Source organism: Arenimonas composti TR7-09 = DSM 18010, assembly GCF_000426365.1.
In the GTDB taxonomy this organism is placed as follows: Bacteria; Pseudomonadota; Gammaproteobacteria; order Xanthomonadales; family Xanthomonadaceae; genus Arenimonas; species Arenimonas composti.
This window is the reverse complement of the sequence record NZ_AUFF01000007.1, coordinates 43,275-59,458: the sequence shown is the minus strand read 5'-3', so window position 1 is coordinate 59,458 and position 16,184 is coordinate 43,275. Positions and strand designations below refer to the sequence as shown.

14 protein-coding genes are annotated in these 16,184 nt (G+C 72.2%); 7 read left to right on the top strand and 7 right to left on the bottom strand.

Going from position 1 to position 16,184, the window contains the following annotated elements:
- Positions 1-25 precede the first annotated feature (25 nt).
- On the top strand, positions 26-673 hold the full coding sequence (locus tag K311_RS0110290; RefSeq protein WP_026817247.1) for a DUF4124 domain-containing protein: 648 nt from the start codon (positions 26-28) through the stop codon (positions 671-673).
- Positions 674-763: 90 nt separating this feature from the next.
- Here the strand turns inward: K311_RS0110290 and K311_RS0110285 are convergent, their stop codons facing one another.
- The gene (locus tag K311_RS0110285; RefSeq protein WP_026817246.1) at positions 764-1,540 is read right to left on the bottom strand and encodes an SDR family oxidoreductase; all 777 of its coding nucleotides are present in this window, start codon (positions 1,538-1,540) and stop codon (positions 764-766) included.
- A gap of 58 nt (positions 1,541-1,598) precedes the next feature.
- Here K311_RS0110285 and K311_RS0110280 point away from each other — a divergent pair, with 58 nt between their 5' ends.
- On the top strand, positions 1,599-1,841 hold the full coding sequence (locus K311_RS0110280; RefSeq protein WP_026817245.1) for a hypothetical protein: 243 nt from the start codon (positions 1,599-1,601) through the stop codon (positions 1,839-1,841).
- Positions 1,842-1,998: 157 nt separating this feature from the next.
- On the opposite strand, the gene sppA is transcribed toward K311_RS0110280, so the two are convergent.
- Together sppA and K311_RS0110270 are read right to left on the bottom strand one after the other, a co-directional pair.
- Positions 1,999-3,870 carry a signal peptide peptidase SppA gene (sppA, locus tag K311_RS0110275; protein ID WP_026817244.1) on the bottom strand — a complete coding sequence of 624 codons (1,872 nt, stop codon included), beginning with the start codon at positions 3,868-3,870 and terminating at the stop codon, positions 1,999-2,001.
- A gap of 82 nt (positions 3,871-3,952) precedes the next feature.
- Complete coding sequence (locus K311_RS0110270; RefSeq protein WP_026817243.1) at positions 3,953-5,302, bottom strand: MATE family efflux transporter; 1,350 nt, start codon at positions 5,300-5,302, stop codon at positions 3,953-3,955.
- A 56-nt stretch (positions 5,303-5,358) separates the two neighbouring features.
- Here K311_RS0110270 and K311_RS0110265 point away from each other — a divergent pair, with 56 nt between their 5' ends.
- Positions 5,359-6,606, top strand: a complete 1,248-nt coding sequence (locus K311_RS0110265) for a DUF3667 domain-containing protein (protein WP_026817242.1) — start codon at positions 5,359-5,361, stop codon at positions 6,604-6,606.
- The gene (locus K311_RS0110260) at positions 6,603-6,911 is read left to right on the top strand and encodes a DUF4286 family protein (RefSeq protein WP_026817241.1); all 309 of its coding nucleotides are present in this window, start codon (positions 6,603-6,605) and stop codon (positions 6,909-6,911) included. Before K311_RS0110265 ends, K311_RS0110260 begins: the two co-directional genes overlap by 4 nt.
- A gap of 7 nt (positions 6,912-6,918) precedes the next feature.
- On the opposite strand, the gene K311_RS17785 is transcribed toward K311_RS0110260, so the two are convergent.
- On the bottom strand, positions 6,919-8,496 hold the full coding sequence (locus K311_RS17785) for a DUF3106 domain-containing protein (RefSeq protein ID WP_051239937.1): 1,578 nt from the start codon (positions 8,494-8,496) through the stop codon (positions 6,919-6,921).
- A 427-nt stretch (positions 8,497-8,923) separates the two neighbouring features.
- Here K311_RS17785 and K311_RS0110250 point away from each other — a divergent pair, with 427 nt between their 5' ends.
- The 3 genes from K311_RS0110250 to K311_RS0110240 all read left to right on the top strand — a co-directional run bounded on the left by K311_RS0110250 (position 8,924) and on the right by K311_RS0110240 (position 13,545).
- A complete protein-coding gene (locus tag K311_RS0110250) occupies positions 8,924-11,110 on the top strand; it encodes a primosomal protein N' (RefSeq protein ID WP_026817240.1) in 2,187 nt (728 codons plus the stop codon).
- Positions 11,111-11,239: 129 nt separating this feature from the next.
- On the top strand, positions 11,240-12,493 hold the full coding sequence (locus tag K311_RS0110245) for an NAD(P)/FAD-dependent oxidoreductase (protein WP_026817239.1): 1,254 nt from the start codon (positions 11,240-11,242) through the stop codon (positions 12,491-12,493).
- An 80-nt stretch (positions 12,494-12,573) separates the two neighbouring features.
- A complete protein-coding gene (locus K311_RS0110240) occupies positions 12,574-13,545 on the top strand; it encodes a hypothetical protein (RefSeq protein WP_154659526.1) in 972 nt (323 codons plus the stop codon).
- Positions 13,546-13,597: 52 nt separating this feature from the next.
- Here the strand turns inward: K311_RS0110240 and rpoH are convergent, their stop codons facing one another.
- The 3 genes from rpoH to K311_RS0110225 form a co-directional block, all read right to left on the bottom strand.
- Positions 13,598-14,461 carry an RNA polymerase sigma factor RpoH gene (gene rpoH, locus K311_RS0110235; RefSeq protein WP_425476583.1) on the bottom strand — a complete coding sequence of 288 codons (864 nt, stop codon included), beginning with the start codon at positions 14,459-14,461 and terminating at the stop codon, positions 13,598-13,600.
- A gap of 138 nt (positions 14,462-14,599) precedes the next feature.
- Positions 14,600-15,337: a uracil-DNA glycosylase gene (gene ung, locus K311_RS0110230; RefSeq protein WP_043797533.1), complete on the bottom strand. Its 738-nt coding sequence runs from the start codon at positions 15,335-15,337 to the stop codon at positions 14,600-14,602.
- Positions 15,334-16,182: a response regulator gene (locus tag K311_RS0110225; protein ID WP_026817235.1), complete on the bottom strand. Its 849-nt coding sequence runs from the start codon at positions 16,180-16,182 to the stop codon at positions 15,334-15,336. Before K311_RS0110225 ends, ung begins: the two co-directional genes overlap by 4 nt.
- Positions 16,183-16,184: the final 2 nt, after the last annotated feature.

Below are 16,184 nucleotides of genomic sequence, written 5' to 3'. Positions count from 1 at the left end.
GCCCGGACGGGCGGAGAATGCCGGCATGGGCCGGTCCTGCCAGGCGAGGATAACGGCGCTCCCGGTCGCGGCCGGGAGTGGCGAAGGTCGTGGCCTGCGCGTCGCCGGCGCGGGCGTCCTTCTCGCGCTCGCCCTCACGACGTCGGCGCGCGGTGCGGAGATCACCGTCTATCGCTGCGAGGACGCCGCCGGCCGCGTCACGCTGCAGGACGATCCCTGTGCGCAGGGACAGCAGCAGAGCGAGCGGCGGATGACGCGGCCGCAGGATCCGCCGCCGGCGCGGCCGCGGCCGGCACCGGAACCGTCGGCACCGTCCTCGCCCGCCGCGGACGCACGACCCGCGCCGACCGTTCCGCCCGCACCACCACCGATGTACCGCTGCACCGACTACGACGGCGACGTGCGCCACACCGAGGAGTTCGCGCCGAACACGCGCTGCGTGCCGCTGCCCGCACTCGGCTACGACGTGCGCGGCAATCCCGCCGCGGCGAGCACCTGCCGCTGGGTGCAGGAATCCTGCCTGCGCCTCGACGACGCCGAAACCTGCAGGCAGTTCAAGGCGAAGCTGCGCCAGGCGGAGTCGGATGCACTGCACGCGTTCAGTGACACCGCGGCGTACCGGCGGAGCGAGGTGGAGAGGTTGCGGGGGATCGTTGCGCGGTCCTGCAACTGAAAAAACCAGAGTTAGCTTTCAGGAGTCAGCAGTTAGTACAGCTAGTGACTCGCTCTGCTAACTACTAACTCCTGAAAGCTAACTCTGCTTTCAAAAGCCGTACCGCAGAAACCCCCCATCCACCGCGATGCACTCCCCGGTCACGTAGCTCGCCGCCGGCAGACAAAGGAACGCCACCGCGGACGCGACCTCCTCCGGCTCCCCGATCCGCCGCATCGGCGTGCGCTCGAGCACCTCGTCCAGGTAATCCGGATCGGCGAGCTTGCCGGACGTGCGGCGGGTGCGGATGTACCAGGGCGCGACGCCGTTCACGCGCACGCCGTCCTCGGCCCATTCGCAGGCGAGGTTGCGGGTGAGCTGGTGCAAGGCCGCCTTCGTCATGCCGTAGGGCGCGCCGCTGCGCACGTGGGTGACGCCGGACACCGAGCCGACGTTCACGATCGCCGAGGCCGCGTGCTGGCACAGCAGCGGATAGGCGAAGCGGCAAATCTCGAAGGCCGAGAAGAGGTTCAGCTCGAAGATCTGCCGCCACTCGTCCTCGCCGTAATCGATCGCGGCGCGGGTGACGTTGCCGCCGGCATTGTTCACCAGCAACTGCAGGCCGGTACCGAGGTCCTCGATCCAGTCGAAGATCTCGCGCCGCTGTTCGGGATCGGCGACGTCGGCGGCGAAGGCACGCACGTCACGGTCCGGGAATTCTTCCTCGAGATCATCGCGGCTGGCCTGCAGCTGGACGTCGTCGCGCGCGACCAGCAGCACTTCGGCTCCGAGGCCCAGCAGTTCCGCCGCGATCGCGCGGCCGATGCCGACGCTCGCGCCGGTCACCAGCGCCACCTGTCCGTCCAGCCGCCAGCGGTTGCCGTTCATCCGGTTCCTCCCGTCGTCGGCGCTAGGATAGCCGCGACAACCGCCGGAGAACGCCGCCATGCGCATCAGCCCCGTCCACGCCACGCTCGCCGCGCTCGTCCTGACCCTGGCGCTGTTCCTCGCCGGCTGCGGCGAACCGACCCCGGAACCCGACGGCGAACCACAGGCCCCCGCCCCCGCCGAACCCACCGCCCTCCGCGCCGCGATCGAGGAACCCCTGGACAAGGCGAAGGCCGTCGAGGACACCCAGGCGGCCGCCGAAGCCGAGCGCGAGCGGATGCTGGCCGAGACGGGCGGCTGAGAAACGAGAAACGAGAAACGAGGAACGAGAAACGAGAAACGAGTGAAAGCGCGCGCCTTCGGCGCGAGTAGCGAGTAAAAGAAGAGGGTCCGCGTTGCGCATTTCGCGCGCAGCGCGGGCCCTCACGCGTTCCTCGTTACTCTCGACTCGTTACTCGTCAGTAAGCGCAGAAGCAGTGCGCGATCGCCCGGAACGGCGTGCGGCCGCTGCGGTCGAGCCAGGCGAGCTCGCGTTCCAGCGTGTCGGCGGTGCGACGGTCGAGGCCGAGCACCGGCGACGGCGCGAGCACGCGCAGCAGGCTGCGGGTCGAGGCGTTCTGGCCGAGCCCGACGAGGAAGTTCTCGAACGGGGTCAGCGGCTTCTCGACGTAGCGGACGCGGTGCTCCTCGAGCTTCGCCAGCTCGGCCGCGTAGGCGAGCGCCGCGTCGAGGCCGCCGAGCTCGTCGACGAGGCCGCGCTCGCGCGCCTGCGCACCACTCCACACGCGACCGCGCGCGACCAGGTCGATCGCCTCGGGCGTGCTGCCGCGGGCGGCGGCGACCTTGCCGGTGAAGTCGGCGTAACCCTTGTCGATGATCGACTGGATGATGACGCCGACATTCGGATCGAACGGACGGGTCGGATCCATCGCGCCGGCGAGCGGCGTGGTGCCGACGCCGTCGGTGCTGACGCCGATCTTGTCGAGCACACGCGGCACACCCATCCACAGGCCGAAGATGCCGATCGAGCCGGTGATCGTCGATTCGTCGGCGTAGATGCGGTCGGCGTTCATCGAGATCCAGTAACCGCCCGACGCGGCGACGTTCGCCATCGACACGACCACCGGCTTGCCGGCGGCGCGGGTCAGTTCGACCTCGCGGCGGATCTGCTCGGACGGGAACACGCCGCCGCCGGGGGAGTCGACGCGCAGCACGACGGCCTTGACGTCCTCGTCCTCGCGCGCCTGGCGCAGCAGCGCCGAGGTCGATTCGCCGCCGACCGTGCCCGGCGGCTGGTCGCCGTCGGTGATCTCGCCCTGGGCGACGACCACCGCGACCTGCGGCCGGCGGTCGATGCCGCCTTCGCTGCGCGCGACGTGCGCGAGGTAGGGCTTGAGTTCGACCTGACGGAACGAGTGGCCGTCGTCATCGGCCGCGCCGCGCTCGAGCAGCAGCTTCTCGAGTTCCTGAACGGTCAGCAGGCCGTCGACGAGATGCTCGTCGAGCGCCAGCTTCGCGGTGTCGCCGCCGTGCGCCTGCACGCGCTGCGGCAGTTCGTCGATCATCGTCGACAGCGCCTGCGGCGACAGCCCGCGCGCCTGCGCGATGTCCGCGACGAAGCGCTGCCAGATGTCGTTCATCCAGAACAGGTCGGCCTCGCGCGCCTCCGGTGACGCGCCGTCGAGCACGTAGGGTTCGGCGGCCGACTTGTACTCGCCGACCTTGAACAGGTGGACGTCGACGCCGAGCTTGTCCTGCAGGCCCTCGCGGTAATACATGCGGTAGCGGCCGAGGCCTTCCAGCAGCACGATGCCCTGTGGATCCAGGTAGACCTCGTCGGCCTGCGCCGCGATGTAGTACTGCTTCTGGTCCATGCCGGTACCCCAGGCGACGACCTGCTTGCCGGCGGCACGGAACTCGCGGATCGCCGCGGCGAGATCGCGCAGCGAGGCGAAGCCGGCGGCGCCGAAGCCGTCGGTCACCAGCACCAGGCGGTCGATGTTGGCGTCGTCCTTCGCGGCGCGGATCGCCCGCACCAGGTCGCGCAACTGCAGTTCGGGCACCGCCTGGCCCATCGCCTCGTTCACCGCGCGGTCGAAGGCCGACGACGTGTGCTGCTCGACGAGGTTGCCCTGCAAGCGCAGCACGAGCGCGCTGTCGGCGCGGATCGGCGCCGCGCCCGGCGAGGCCAGCATCGCCAGCACCATCAGCGCGATGATGAACATGAAGAACAGGAACAGCAGGTTGAAGAACAGCTGCTGGGTGAAGGTCAGGGCGGCCCAGAGGCCGCCGAACAGGCGGGCGATGGGGCCGCGGGACGGCTGCGACATGAAGGATGCTCCGGAAAACAGGCGCCCAGCATAGCCGGCCACCGCGGGCCCCGCATGGGCCCGGAGTCACCATCCGCGGATTTCAGGCCGGCGCCAGCGGCCGCCGCGCGAGGCGCAGGAAGCGCCCGCCGAGCAGCAGCGCGGCGACACTGAGGCCGACGATCAGGCCGGTCCACAGCCCCGGCGCGCCGCCGTCGCGGCCCAGGCCGAACCACGCCCCCAGCGGCAGCCCCAGGCCCCAGTAGGCGAACACCGTGATGAGCATCGGCACCTTCGTGTCCTTCAGGCCGCGCAGCGCGCCGGCCGACAGCGCCTGCAGCCCGTCGGGGTACTGGAAGACCGCCGCATAGGCCATCAGCAGCGTCGCCAGCGCGATCACTTCCGGCTCGTCGGTGAACAATGCGGCCCAGATCCCGGCGCCGGCGACGAGCACGATCGCCGACAGCGTCTGCGCGAGCATCGCCAGCGCATAGCCGGCAGCCGCCGCCCAGCGCATCGCCGAGCGGTCGCCGGCACCGACCGCGTGCCCGACCCGCACCGTGGTCGCCATCGCCACCCCGAGCGGCACCATGAAGCACAGGCTGGCGACGAGGATCGCGATCTGGTGCGCCGCGACCTGGGTCGTGCCGAGGGTGCCGATCAGCAGCGCGGTGGCGACGAACAGGCTGCCTTCCATGAACACCGACACGCCCATCGGCAGGCCGAGCGCGAGCAGGTCGCGGATCGGCCGCCAGCGCGGCGGCTCGAAGCGCGCGAACAGCGCGAGATCGGCGAAGCGCGGCGAGCGGTACAGGTAGACGGCCAGGCCCGCCGCCTGGCACCACAGCGTGATCGCGACCGCATAGCCGAGACCGCGCGCGCCCAGCCCGGCGACGAACATCAGCGCCCAGCCCAGCGGCGCCAGCAGTACGAGCCCGGCGATGCCGAAGACCATCGCCGGCCGCGTCCAGGCGACGCCCTCGCTGAGGTTGCGCAGGCAGAAGTACAGCGCCAGCGCCGGTGCGCCCCAGCTGATCGCCTGCAGGAACGCGACCGCCTCCGGCCGCGCCTCGGCGGTGATGCCCATCGGCGCGAGCGCCAGCGCCCCGAGGCGCACGACGAACACCAGCGCGACACCGAGCATCAGCGCCAGCCAGAGCGCCTGGCGGAACACCGCGCCGATCTCGCCACGGCGGCCGGCGCCGTTGAGCTGGGACACCGTCGGCGGCACCGCCATCAGCACGCCGATGCTGATCAGGATCACCACGGACCACACCGCGCTGCCGATGCCGACCGCCGCCAGCGTCACCGGGCCGTGCCGGCCGGCGAGGAAGGTGTCGACGATGTTCATCGCCATCGACGACGCCTGGCCGAGCACCAGCGGCAGCGCGAGCGCGAAGCTGACGCGCATCTCGCGCCGCAGGCGGGCGCCGCGGGATTCGCTGTGGCTCATGGGATCGATACGGCGTGGGGGCCGGTATATTAGCCGCTGCCGTTCCGGAGCCTGCGATGAGCGAGACCGCCGCCCCGAAATCCTCCTCGTCCGCGCCGACGGTCGTCCTGCCGGCGGCGGCGCCGCAACGACGCTGCCAGAACTGCGAGGCGCAACTGCTCGGCGAGCACTGCTACGCCTGCGGCCAGCCGACCAAGGGCCTGGTGCGGCAGTTCAGCAGCATCATCGGCGACTTCCTGGATTCGGTGTTCGAGCTCGACTCGCGCATCCTGCGCACGCTCGGCCCGCTGCTGCTGCGCCCGGGTTTCCTGAGCACCGAATACTTCGCCGGCCGGCGCGTGCGCTACGTCAGCCCGGTGCGGCTGTTCGTGTTCATGAGCCTGATCGCGTTCTTCGCGGCGCAACTCAGCTTCGACCTCGATCGCGACCAGGTGATCACCGGCGACGCCGCCGATGGCGTCACCGTGACCGAGCGCGGCGACCGCCTCGACACCAACGCGCGTCCGGCGCGGCGGCGGCTCGCCGCGGCGCTGACGGTGGAGGACGTCGAGGCGATCCGTGCCGAGGCCCTCGGGGCGATCGAGCAGGCGCGCGAAGGCGCCCGCGACGTGCCCGGCATGATGGTCCCGCTCGACATCGCGGTCGCGCAGATCAACGAGGAAGCGGAAGCCCGGCTGCGCGTGATCCACGATGCCGAAGCGCGGGGCGAACCCGTTCCCGCCGGACGCGACGTCGGCGAAGACGGCAACCTCAGCTTCAACGGCCGCCCCTGGGACCCGGTCACCAACCCGATCGCGATCTCCTGGCTGCCCGATGCGCTGAACCGCAAGCTCAACGAGTCGGCCGGGCGCGCGAAGGGCAACATCGGCCGCATCGAACAGGATCCGAACCTGCTCAAGGACGCCTTCCTGAGCACGGTGCCGACGACCCTGTTCGTGCTGCTGCCGCTGTTCGCGCTGCTGCTGAAGATCGCCTACGTGTTCAAGCGGCGGCTGTACATGGAACACCTGATCGTCGCGCTGCACAGCCACAGTTTCCTGTGCATGGCGCTGTTCCTCGTCGTGGTGTTCGACGCCCTCAAGACCTGGACCGCGAGCCTCGGCTTCGTGTCGGGCCTGTTCGGCTGGCTCGAGGTGGCGATGCTGGTGTGGATGCCGGTCTATCTGCTGCTGATGCAGAAGCGGGTCTATCGCCAGGGCTGGATCATGACGGTGCTGAAGTACGGCGTGCTCGGCACCTGCTACTTCTTCCTGCTGGTGACCGGCGCCACGGTCAGCCTGCTGGTGAGCCTGGTGAACGTATGAGCGCGGTGATCTACGAGGTGAACCTGCAGGTCCGTCCCGATCTCGCTGCCGCCTACCTGGCGTGGCTGCACGGGCACGTGGCCGAGATCCTGGCGCTGCCCGGGTTCGAGGCGGCGACGATCGCCCGCGACCGCGAAGCCACCGACGACGGCTGGCTGCAACTGTGTTGCCATTACCGGCTGCGCGATGCGGACGCGCTCGAGACCTACCTGCGCGAACATGCGCCGCGGCTGCGCGCCGACGGCATCACCCGCTTCGGCGACGGCTTCCGCGCCCGCCGTCGCATCCTCGACCTGCTCGGCTGAGCGCGCTTCAGCGACCGAGGCGGCCGCGGATCAGCGCTTCCCGGTTCTCCGCCGGCGCCGCCAGCAGTTCATCGCGCAATGCCTCGCGCTCGCCGGCGGACAGGCGCCGTGACACTTCGGCCAGGTCACGCCGCGCCGGTGACGGCAGCCCGCGCAGCATCGCCAGCACCGGCCCGAGGTCGTCGTCGGCGACGAAGGCGACCAGCGGCTGCAGGCCGGCGAAATCGCCGCCGAGCGTCGGACCCAGCCACCAGTCGCGGCGGGCTTCCGCCGGCAGCGCGTCGAATTCGGCGCGCAGCACTTGGCGCTCGGCGTCGGGCAGTGCGCGGAAGCGCGAGGCGATTCCACGCAACTGCGCCTGCTCGCGCGGCGGCAGCCGCAGCCAGGCGGCGAAGGGGGCGCGCCGCTGCGCGCGCTCGGGCGCCGGCAGCGCGTCCCAGGCGTCCATGCGCGTCTTCAGCGCGTCGCGACCCGCGGCGTCGAGGGCCTGCCAGTGGCCCGCATTGGCGATCAGGCGGGCGCGGGTCGCCGGCTCCAGCCGCGGCCAGCCCTCGGCCAGCGGCGCCAGCAGGCGACGCGGCGTCTCGGCGAGGTCGGCGAACGCAGCGGGTGCGGCGGCGATCGCGGCGGCCGATGGCGGCGCGACGCCGGCATCGAAACCGGCCGGCGCGGCCTCGTGATCCGCCGGCGCGGCGGCCCCGCCCTCGGCCCGCGCGAGCCGCTCCGGGTTGGCGGCGAGCCAGCTCAGCAGCGGCAGCTCCGCCGCCACCGGGCCGGCATCGGGTGCGGCCAGCTGGGCATAGTCGGGGTGGCCGAGCACCTCGGCATCGCCACGCGCCGGCAGCGGCACCGGTGTCTCGGGTGGCAGCTCCTCCGGCAGACCGTTCGCCTGACCGGCGGGCGTCGGCCTGTCCGGCAGGAAGGTCGCCGCGAACGCCACCAGCACGGCGGCGAGCAGGACCCAGAGCAGCCACAGCAGGGCGCGCGCGCGAGGCGGCGGCGCGTCGGCAGCGTCGGTGGTAGCGGTGGCCGCGTCGATCACGGGCGCCGACGCCGCCGTCAACGCCTGCTCGCGCAGCCGTTCCAGCGCGGCGGTGCGCGCCGGCGGCAGCGTCTTCACCTGGCGGTGCAGCCGCTCGCGCAGGCCGGACAGGGCGGCATAGCTGATCCCGGCCTCGCCGGCCTGCTGCAGGGCGCGCTGCAAGGCATAGCGGTAGGTCGCCTCCTCGACCCCGAGCACGCGCGCGGCGTGCACGAAGTCCAGCCCGGCGACCATCCGCAGCAGCAGCGCCGCCCGCGGGCCCTGGCCGAGCGGGGCCAGCTCGGGGACCTCGCTGGCGCCGCCGACGAGTTCCGGCTGCGCCAGCAGGCCGGCCCAGAAGTCGGCCGGCCATGCCGACAGCGGACTGGTCGCGGCCTGACGCCCGAATCCGGCCATGGCGCGCGCCAGCGCCGCCTGCGCGGCGGTTTCGTCACCGCACTGGACGTGGGCGAACACGAACGCCCGCCGCTCGATGCCGCGCAGGAAGGCAGCCAGGGCGGAGGACGGCGGGGCGGAGCGGGGGGCGGGAGCGGCGGACTGCACCGGGTGATTCTAGCTGTGCGCACCGGTCACGAGCGCGTGATTGACAGCGCGGAAAACCGTGCTCCGCCAGTGGTGGCGCGGCTTCCGGCGTGGAACGTTGTGCACAGCGGCAGGAGAACACGGGAAATTCCGCCTACACCCGTGCAGGCTGCCATGGCGGGCCGGTCGGCCCCGGGCCAAGTGCCTGATTTTCAAGCTATATGACGGTTTGGTTAAAAAGTGTTCAAGAAAGCGGAAGCGCCGCTCTGGCGGGGGGTGCGCAGACTTGCTCGAAGGCCGGTCCACAGAGTTATCCACAACCGGTGTGGATAAGGACTTTTACCCTTTGCCAGCAACCACTTGGGGCCGCTTCCTGACGGATCGGAGAACTATCGGCCGCAAGTGAGCCACAGGCCGCCCGCGACGGTCCGCAGGCTAGACTCCAGCGATGCCCGCCGCCCCGGAAACCGCTCTGCGCATCGCCCTGCCGGTGCCGCTGCCACAGGCCTTCGACTACCTGCCGCCGGCAGGCGGCGACGCCGGCCCCGACTGGGTCGGCTGCCGGGTGCGGGTGCCCTTCGGCCGCGGCGACGGCGAGCAGGTCGGCGTCGTCGTCGGCCTCGCCGCGGCCGTGCCGGGGCTGAAGCAGGCCACCGCCCGCCTCGACGCGATGCCGCTGCTGCAGGGCGAACTTTTCGCCAGCCTGCGCTGGGCCGCCGGCTACTGGCAGGCGCCGCTCGGCGAGATGCTGGCGACCGCGCTGCCGGGGCCGCTGCGCGCCGGGCAGCCGCTGCCGGAATCGTGCGCCCACGGCTGGACCGCGACGGCGGCCGGCCGGGCCCTGCTCGGGGAAGGCGGTGGCCGCCCCGGCAAACCGCGCGAACTGCTGCGAGCGCTGGCCGCCGGCGCGATCGACGAAGACCGCCTCGACCTCGACCAGCCCGGCTGGCGCACGCCGATGCGCCGCCTGTCCGAACGCGGGCTGGCCGAGCGGATCGCGCTGGGGCCGCCGGCGCCACGCCCGGCGCCGCCCGGCCCGGTGCTGCTGCCGGGCCAGCAGGCGGCCCTCGCCGCGCTCGCGCAGGGCGAAGGCTTCCGGCCGCTGCTGCTCGAGGGCGTCACCGGCAGCGGCAAGACCGAGGTCTACCTGCAGGCGATCGCCGAACACGCGCTCGCTGCCGGCCGCCAGGCGTTGGTGCTGGTGCCGGAGATCGGCCTGACCCCGCAGCTTCTCGATCGCTTCCGCCGCCGCCTCGGCGTGCCGGTGCTGGCGATGCACTCCGGCCTGCCCGACGGCGAGCGCGCGCGTGCCTGGGCGGCGATGGCGCGCGGCGACGGCCGGGTGCTGGTCGGCACCCGCTCGGCAGTGTTCTGCCCGCTGCCGGAGGCCGGGCTGATCGTCGTCGACGAGGAGCACGACGCGTCCTACAAGCAGCAGGACGGCGTGCGCTACCACGCCCGCGACCTCGCGGTGGTCCGCGCGCGCGCGCTCGCGGTGCCGGTGGTGCTCGGCAGCGCGACGCCGGCGCTGGAAACCCTGCACAACGCCCTCGCCGGCCGTTACCGCCACGTTCGTCTGGACCGCCGCGCCGGCGCCGCGAAACCGCCGCGGGTGCGCGTCGTCGACCTGCGCAAGCGGCAGCTGCAGCACGGTCTGTCGGAAGAGCTGCTGACGGCGGTCGGCGACTGCCTGGCGCGTGGCGAACAGGCGCTGGTGTTCCGCAACCGCCGCGGTTACGCGCCGGTGCTGATCTGCCACGACTGCGGCTGGAGCGCGACCTGCCGCCGCTGCGATGCGGCGATGACCGTGCACGTCGGCGGCCGCCGCCTGATCTGCCACCACTGCGGCGCCCGCGCGACGCCGCCGAATGCCTGCCCGGACTGCGCCAGCCTCGGTCTGATGCCGCAGGGCGCAGGCACCGAACGCATCGAGCAGGCGCTGGCCGAGCGCTTCCCCGAAGCGCTGCTGGTGCGCGTCGACCGCGAGACGACCCGCGGCCGCGACGCGATCGAACGCCACCTCGCCCGCCTCGGCGACCAGCCGGGCATCCTCGTCGGCACCCAGATGCTGGCGAAGGGCCACGACCTGCCGCGGCTGACCCTGGTCGCCGTCGTCGGCGTCGACGAGGGCCTGTTCAGCGCCGACTTCCGCGCCGGCGAGAAACTCGCCCAGCTGCTGATCCAGGTCTCCGGCCGCGCCGGCCGCGCCGACCTGCCGGGCGAGGTCGTGCTGCAGACCCACCACCCGGACCACCCGCTGCTCAATACCCTGCTCGCCGGCGGCTATCCGGCGGTCGCGGCGCTGGAACTGGCGCAGCGCGAGGCCGCCGGCTTCCCGCCCTACGCCTTCCTCGCCCTGCTGCGCGTCGAAGCGCCGACGGTGGATGCCGTAGACGCCTTCCTCGAGGATGCCAAGGCGGCCTGCACCGGCCACGACACCGTGCGCCGCAATGGCCCGATGCCGGCGCCGATGGCGCGCCGCGCCGGCCGCTCACGCGGCCAGTTGCTGCTCGCCGCCGACCGTCGCCCGGAGCTGCACGCCGCCCTCGACGCCTGGCTGCCGGTCTGGCGCGGCCTGCGATCGGCGCGGCGGGTGCGGTGGGCGGTCGACGTCGATCCGGTCGACCTCTATTGAGCAGGAACGAGGAACGAGGAACGAGGAACGAGTGAGCGCAGGCGCTTCCACTCGTTCCTCGTTCCCCGTTCCTCGTTCCTCGTTTCTCCGCGAAGATGGCGGCATGCGCAGGACGCCCGGGAGCGAGTGATGAGTGAGCCGCACGTCCTCGTGCTCGGTGGGGGTTTCGCCGGGTTGTGGTGCACGCGGGCGCTGGCGTCGGCGCCGGTGCGGATCACCGTCGTCGACCGCACCAATCACCACCTTTTCCAGCCGCTGCTCTACCAGGTGGCGACCGCGGGTCTGTCGGCACCGGACATCGCCGCGCCGCTGCGCCACATCCTGCGCCGGCAGCGCAACGTCACCGTGCGCATGGACGAGGTGCAGCGCATCGACACCGGCGCGCGCCGTGTGCAATGCGCCGGCGGCGAACTCGCCTACGACTTCCTCGTCGTCGCCACCGGCGCCACCCATGCCTATTTCGGCAACGATGCCTGGGCCACGCATGCGCCCGGGCTGAAGACGCTCGACGACGCGCTGGCGATCCGCCGCCGCCTCCTGTCGGCGTTCGAGGCGGCCGAGCGCGAACCGGACCCGGCCGCGCGCGCGGCCTGGCTGAACTTCGTGGTGATCGGCGGCGGCCCGACCGGCGTCGAGCTCGCCGGCACGCTCGCCGAGATCGCCCGCCACACGCTGCCGCGCGAGTTCCGCCACGCCGACCCGCGCAGCGCCCGCGTGCATCTGGTCGAAGCGGGGCCGCGGCCGCTGGCGACGATGCCCCAGGAACTGTCGGAGAAGACGCGGGCGATGCTGCAGCGGCTCGGCGTCGAGGTGCACACCGGGCGGCCGGTCACCGCGATCGACGCCGACGGCGTCGCGATCGGCGACGAACGCCTGCCGGCGCGGACCGTGCTGTGGGCCGCCGGCGTCGCCGCCTCGCCGCTGGGCGCCCAGCTCGGCGTCGCGACCGACCGCGCCGGCCGCGTGCCGGTCGAGGCCGACCTGTCGCTGCCCGGGCGACCGGAGGTCTTCGTCGCCGGCGACCTCGCGGCGGTGCGCGATGCCGGACGCGACCGCGCGGTCCCCGGCGTCGCGCCGGCGGCCAAGCAGATGGGCGCGCACGTCGCCGCGGTCATCCGAGCCCGCCTGCGCGGCACGCCGTCAGCGGCGTTCCGTTACCGCGACTTCGGCAACCTGGCGACGATCGGCCGCATGGCCGCCGTCGTCGACTTCGGGCGCCTGCGCCTGTCCGGCCTGCTGGCCTGGTGGTTCTGGCTCGTCGCCCACCTGTTCTTCCTGATCGGCTTCCGCAACCGCCTGATCGTGCTGCTGAACTGGGGCTGGTCGTACTGGACCTATCAGCGCCACGCGCGAATCATCTCGGGGCGTCCACCGCCGGACTGAGTTCGTCCGCGGCGCGCGGGCTGGCGATGCCCGGGCGGAATGGCGACGATGTGCGGGCCGTCGCCCACCGGAACCCGACCGTGCCCATCCGCTGGTCCGCCCTGCTCCTGCTGATCGCCGCCGGCAGCGCCGCCGCCGACGAGGTGGCGACGCCCGTGGGCCGCTTCGAGCTCCCCGACGGTTTCGTCGCGCCCGACGACGCCGCGCAGGTCGGCGCGAACGGCTGGACCTGGACCTTCGTGCGCGAGGGCGAGGTGCTGCCGCGGGCGCTGTTCACCCTGACCGTGATGCCGCTGGCGACGACCTGGGGCATCGACGCGCGGGTCGCCGCCGCGCAGCTCGCCGACCCGACGATGATCGCGCCGACCGGCCGCCCGGCGCGGCGCGCGCGGATCGGCGGCAACCGCGGCTGGCGCCATTCGACCATCCAGGCGAACGGGATGATCTTCACCGCATACGCCGTCGACCACGGCGAATCCCGCCTGCTGGTGCAACTGCGCTATCCCGGCATCCAGCGCTACCACCGCGACGCCCAGCGCTTCGAGGACGCCATCCGCGCCTTCCGCTGGGAGGTGCCCGATCCGGCGGCGGCGGTGGCGGGACCCGCGCCGGAGTCCCCTGCCGAGGCGCCGATGGAGATCGCCGGGAACGCGCCGGCGGAGGTCGCCGCGGATGCGCCGGCGGCCGTCGCGCCGACCGCCCTTCCCGCCGGGGACGCCGCCGCGCCCGATATCGATACCGACACCGGCACCGGCACGGACAACGAGACCGGGTCCACCGACGGCCTCGGCCCGGTGTGGTCGGACGTGCGCCGGCGACGGACGCCGATCATCCTGACCGCCACCGGCGAAGAGGTGCCGGTCGCGATGCCGGCCGCGGCGCCGGAGCCCTTGCCGGCGTCGCCGGGCGAACCCGTGCCGGGGAGCGAGCCGGAGCCCGAGTTGCCGGCGCCCGCGCCCGCGCCAGAGCCGGAGCCGCAATCGCCCGAACCGGAAGCCGATGCCGCACCGTCACCCGACGCCGGCGAATCCGCGGAGGCTTCCGGAGCCTGAAAACAAATGGCCCCGCATCGCGGGGCCGTTCGTCATCTGTGCAGACCGCGGCTCAGGCCGCGAACAGCGTCCGCATCTTCTTCAGTGCGTTCGCCTCGATCTGGCGGATGCGCTCGGCGCTGACGCCGTATTCGTCGGCCAGTTCCTGCAGCGTCGCCTTCGGCTCGCCGAGGAAGCGGCGGCGGATGATGTCGCGCGAACGCTCGTCGAGGCGCTGCAGGCCCTCACGCAGCATCTCGAGCTGGTCGTCTTCGCTGCTCGAACGCTCGTAGGCCTCGGCCGGACCCTCGTCCTCGTCGCGCAGGTAGGCGACCGGCGACGGCGGCGCGTGGTCGTCGTCGCTGTCGGTCGGCGCGTCGAAGCCGATGTCGCGGCCCGACAGGCGCGACTCCATCTCCAGCACCTCGCGCTTGGACACGTTCAGATCGTTGGCGACCGCGGTCACCTCGGCGTCGTTCATCCAGCCCAGGCGCTTCTTGCTCTTGCGCAGGTTGAAGAACAGCTTGCGCTGCGCCTTGGTCGTGGCGACCTTGACGATGCGCCAGTTGCGCAGGATGAACTCGTGCATCTCGGCGCGAATCCAGTGCACCGCGAAGGACACCAGGCGCACGCCCTGGTCCGGGTCGAAGCGCTTCACCGCCTTCATCAGGCCGATGTTGCCTTCCTGGATCAGGTCGCCCATGCCGAGGCCGTAGCCCTGGTAGCCGCGGGCGACGTGCACCACGAAGCGCAGGTGCGACATCACGAGCGCCTTGGCGGCGTCGAGGTCTTCCTCGTCACGGTAGCGGCGCGCCAGCGTCTGCTCGTCCTCGACGCTCAGCACCGGCACCCGGTTCACGGCCGAGATGTAGGCGTCGAGCGACCCGAGCGCACTCGGGATCGGCATCTGGTTGGCGATCAGCGCGTTGGTCGTCATGCGGTCCTCGTTCATGGGCTGGAGTCTAGCACTGGCCCCATTGGAGTGCTAAACGGCCCGAAAGTTCCCTGACCGTTGCGTTCATGCAACGCTCGGGAAGCTGACGGTCGAGTGGTGATGGGGACCGGAACGGCGGCTTCAAGGGGCCGCGAGCATCGCCTCGACCTCGGCCCGGCCGGGCAGTGACCAGTCGACGGGCGCCAGCCCGGCCCCGGCCAGCCAGCGGTTGGCCTTGCCGAAGTGGCCGCAGCCGAAGAAGCCCCGGTGCGCCGACAGCGGCGAGGGGTGCGGGGCCCGCAGCACGCAGTGGCGGCCGCGCAGCAGCTTGCCCTTGGCCTGGGCGTAGCTGCCCCAGAGCATGAAGACCAGGCCCTCGCGTTCACGGTCCAGGGCCTCGACGACCGCGTCCGTGAAGCCCTCCCAGCCCTTGCCCTGGTGGGCGCCCGGCTGGCCGTCCTCGACCGTCAGCACGGCGTTGAGCAGCAGCACCCCGCGGCGCGCCCAGGGCAGCAGGCAGCCATGGTCCGGCGGCGGGATGCCGAGGTCGGCCTGGATCTCCTTGTAGATGTTCTGCAGCGACGGCGGCACCGGCAGGCCCGGCGCGACCGAGAAGCACAGCCCGTGGGCCTGGCCAGGGCCGTGGTAGGGGTCCTGGCCGAGGATGACGACCTTGACCTCGTCGAAGGGGGTGGCGTCCAGCGCCGCGAAGATCCGCGGCCCCGGCGGGTAGATGCGCGCACCGGCGGCCTTGCGTGCGCGCAGGAAATCCGCGAGTTCGCGCATCTTCGGCTGCAGCAGGTGCTCGCCGACGCGCGCCTTCCAGGAGGGATGCAGGCGGACGCGGTCGTCGCCGGCCGCCTCCGGCGGCGTGTTCACGCCTTCCGGGCCGCCTTCTCGCGCAGCAGCCGGCCGACCCGCAGCTGGAACAGCAGCTTGGTCACCAGCAGGCGCTCCTCGATCGGCTTCTGCACGAGGTCGTTGGCGCCGGCGCGCAGCAGGTCGGTCTGGTTCGCGGGGTTGGCGTCGCCGGTCATCACCAGCACCGGCAGCAGGCCCTTGGCGTAGGCGAAATCCCTGCGGATCGACTTCAGCAGGTCCTTGCCGGTCAATTCGCCCTTCAGGTAGACGTCGGTGAGCACGACGTCGGGGCCGGGCACCTTGCCCTGCGATTTCGCGGTCTCCAGATGGGCGATCGCGTCCTCGACGCCGGTGGCATGCACCACGGTCAAGCCGTGCTTCTCGAGCATGCGCCGTGTCGCCATCGCGACGACGCGGCTGTCCTCGACGTAGAGCACCTCGCCGCCGGCTTCCGACTCCGGCGCGACATAGCCCTTGATGAAGGCGGCGAGCGCGTTGAAGCCGAGCGACTTGTCGAAGTAGTCGGTGACGTCGTCGCTGATCTGCCGGCTCTCGAGGCGCTCCTGCACGTCGCCGGAGACCACGATGATCGGAATGTAGGCCTGCGGCGTGTGCTCGCGCAGGTAGCGCGCGAGGTCGAGGCCGTCCATGTCCGGCAGGCGCAGCGCGGTCGTGACCAGGTTGATCTGGCCGGACTGCAGCGCGGCCTTGGCTTCCTCGCCGGATTCGCAGCCGACGAACTCCATGCCGGGCAACTGCTGCCGCAGCACGCCCTCGATCATCTTGCGCACGACCTTGGAGCCGTCCACGACCATGATGCGCGGCTGACTGGTGTCGAAGGTGCGGAAGACGGGGCTGCTCATTG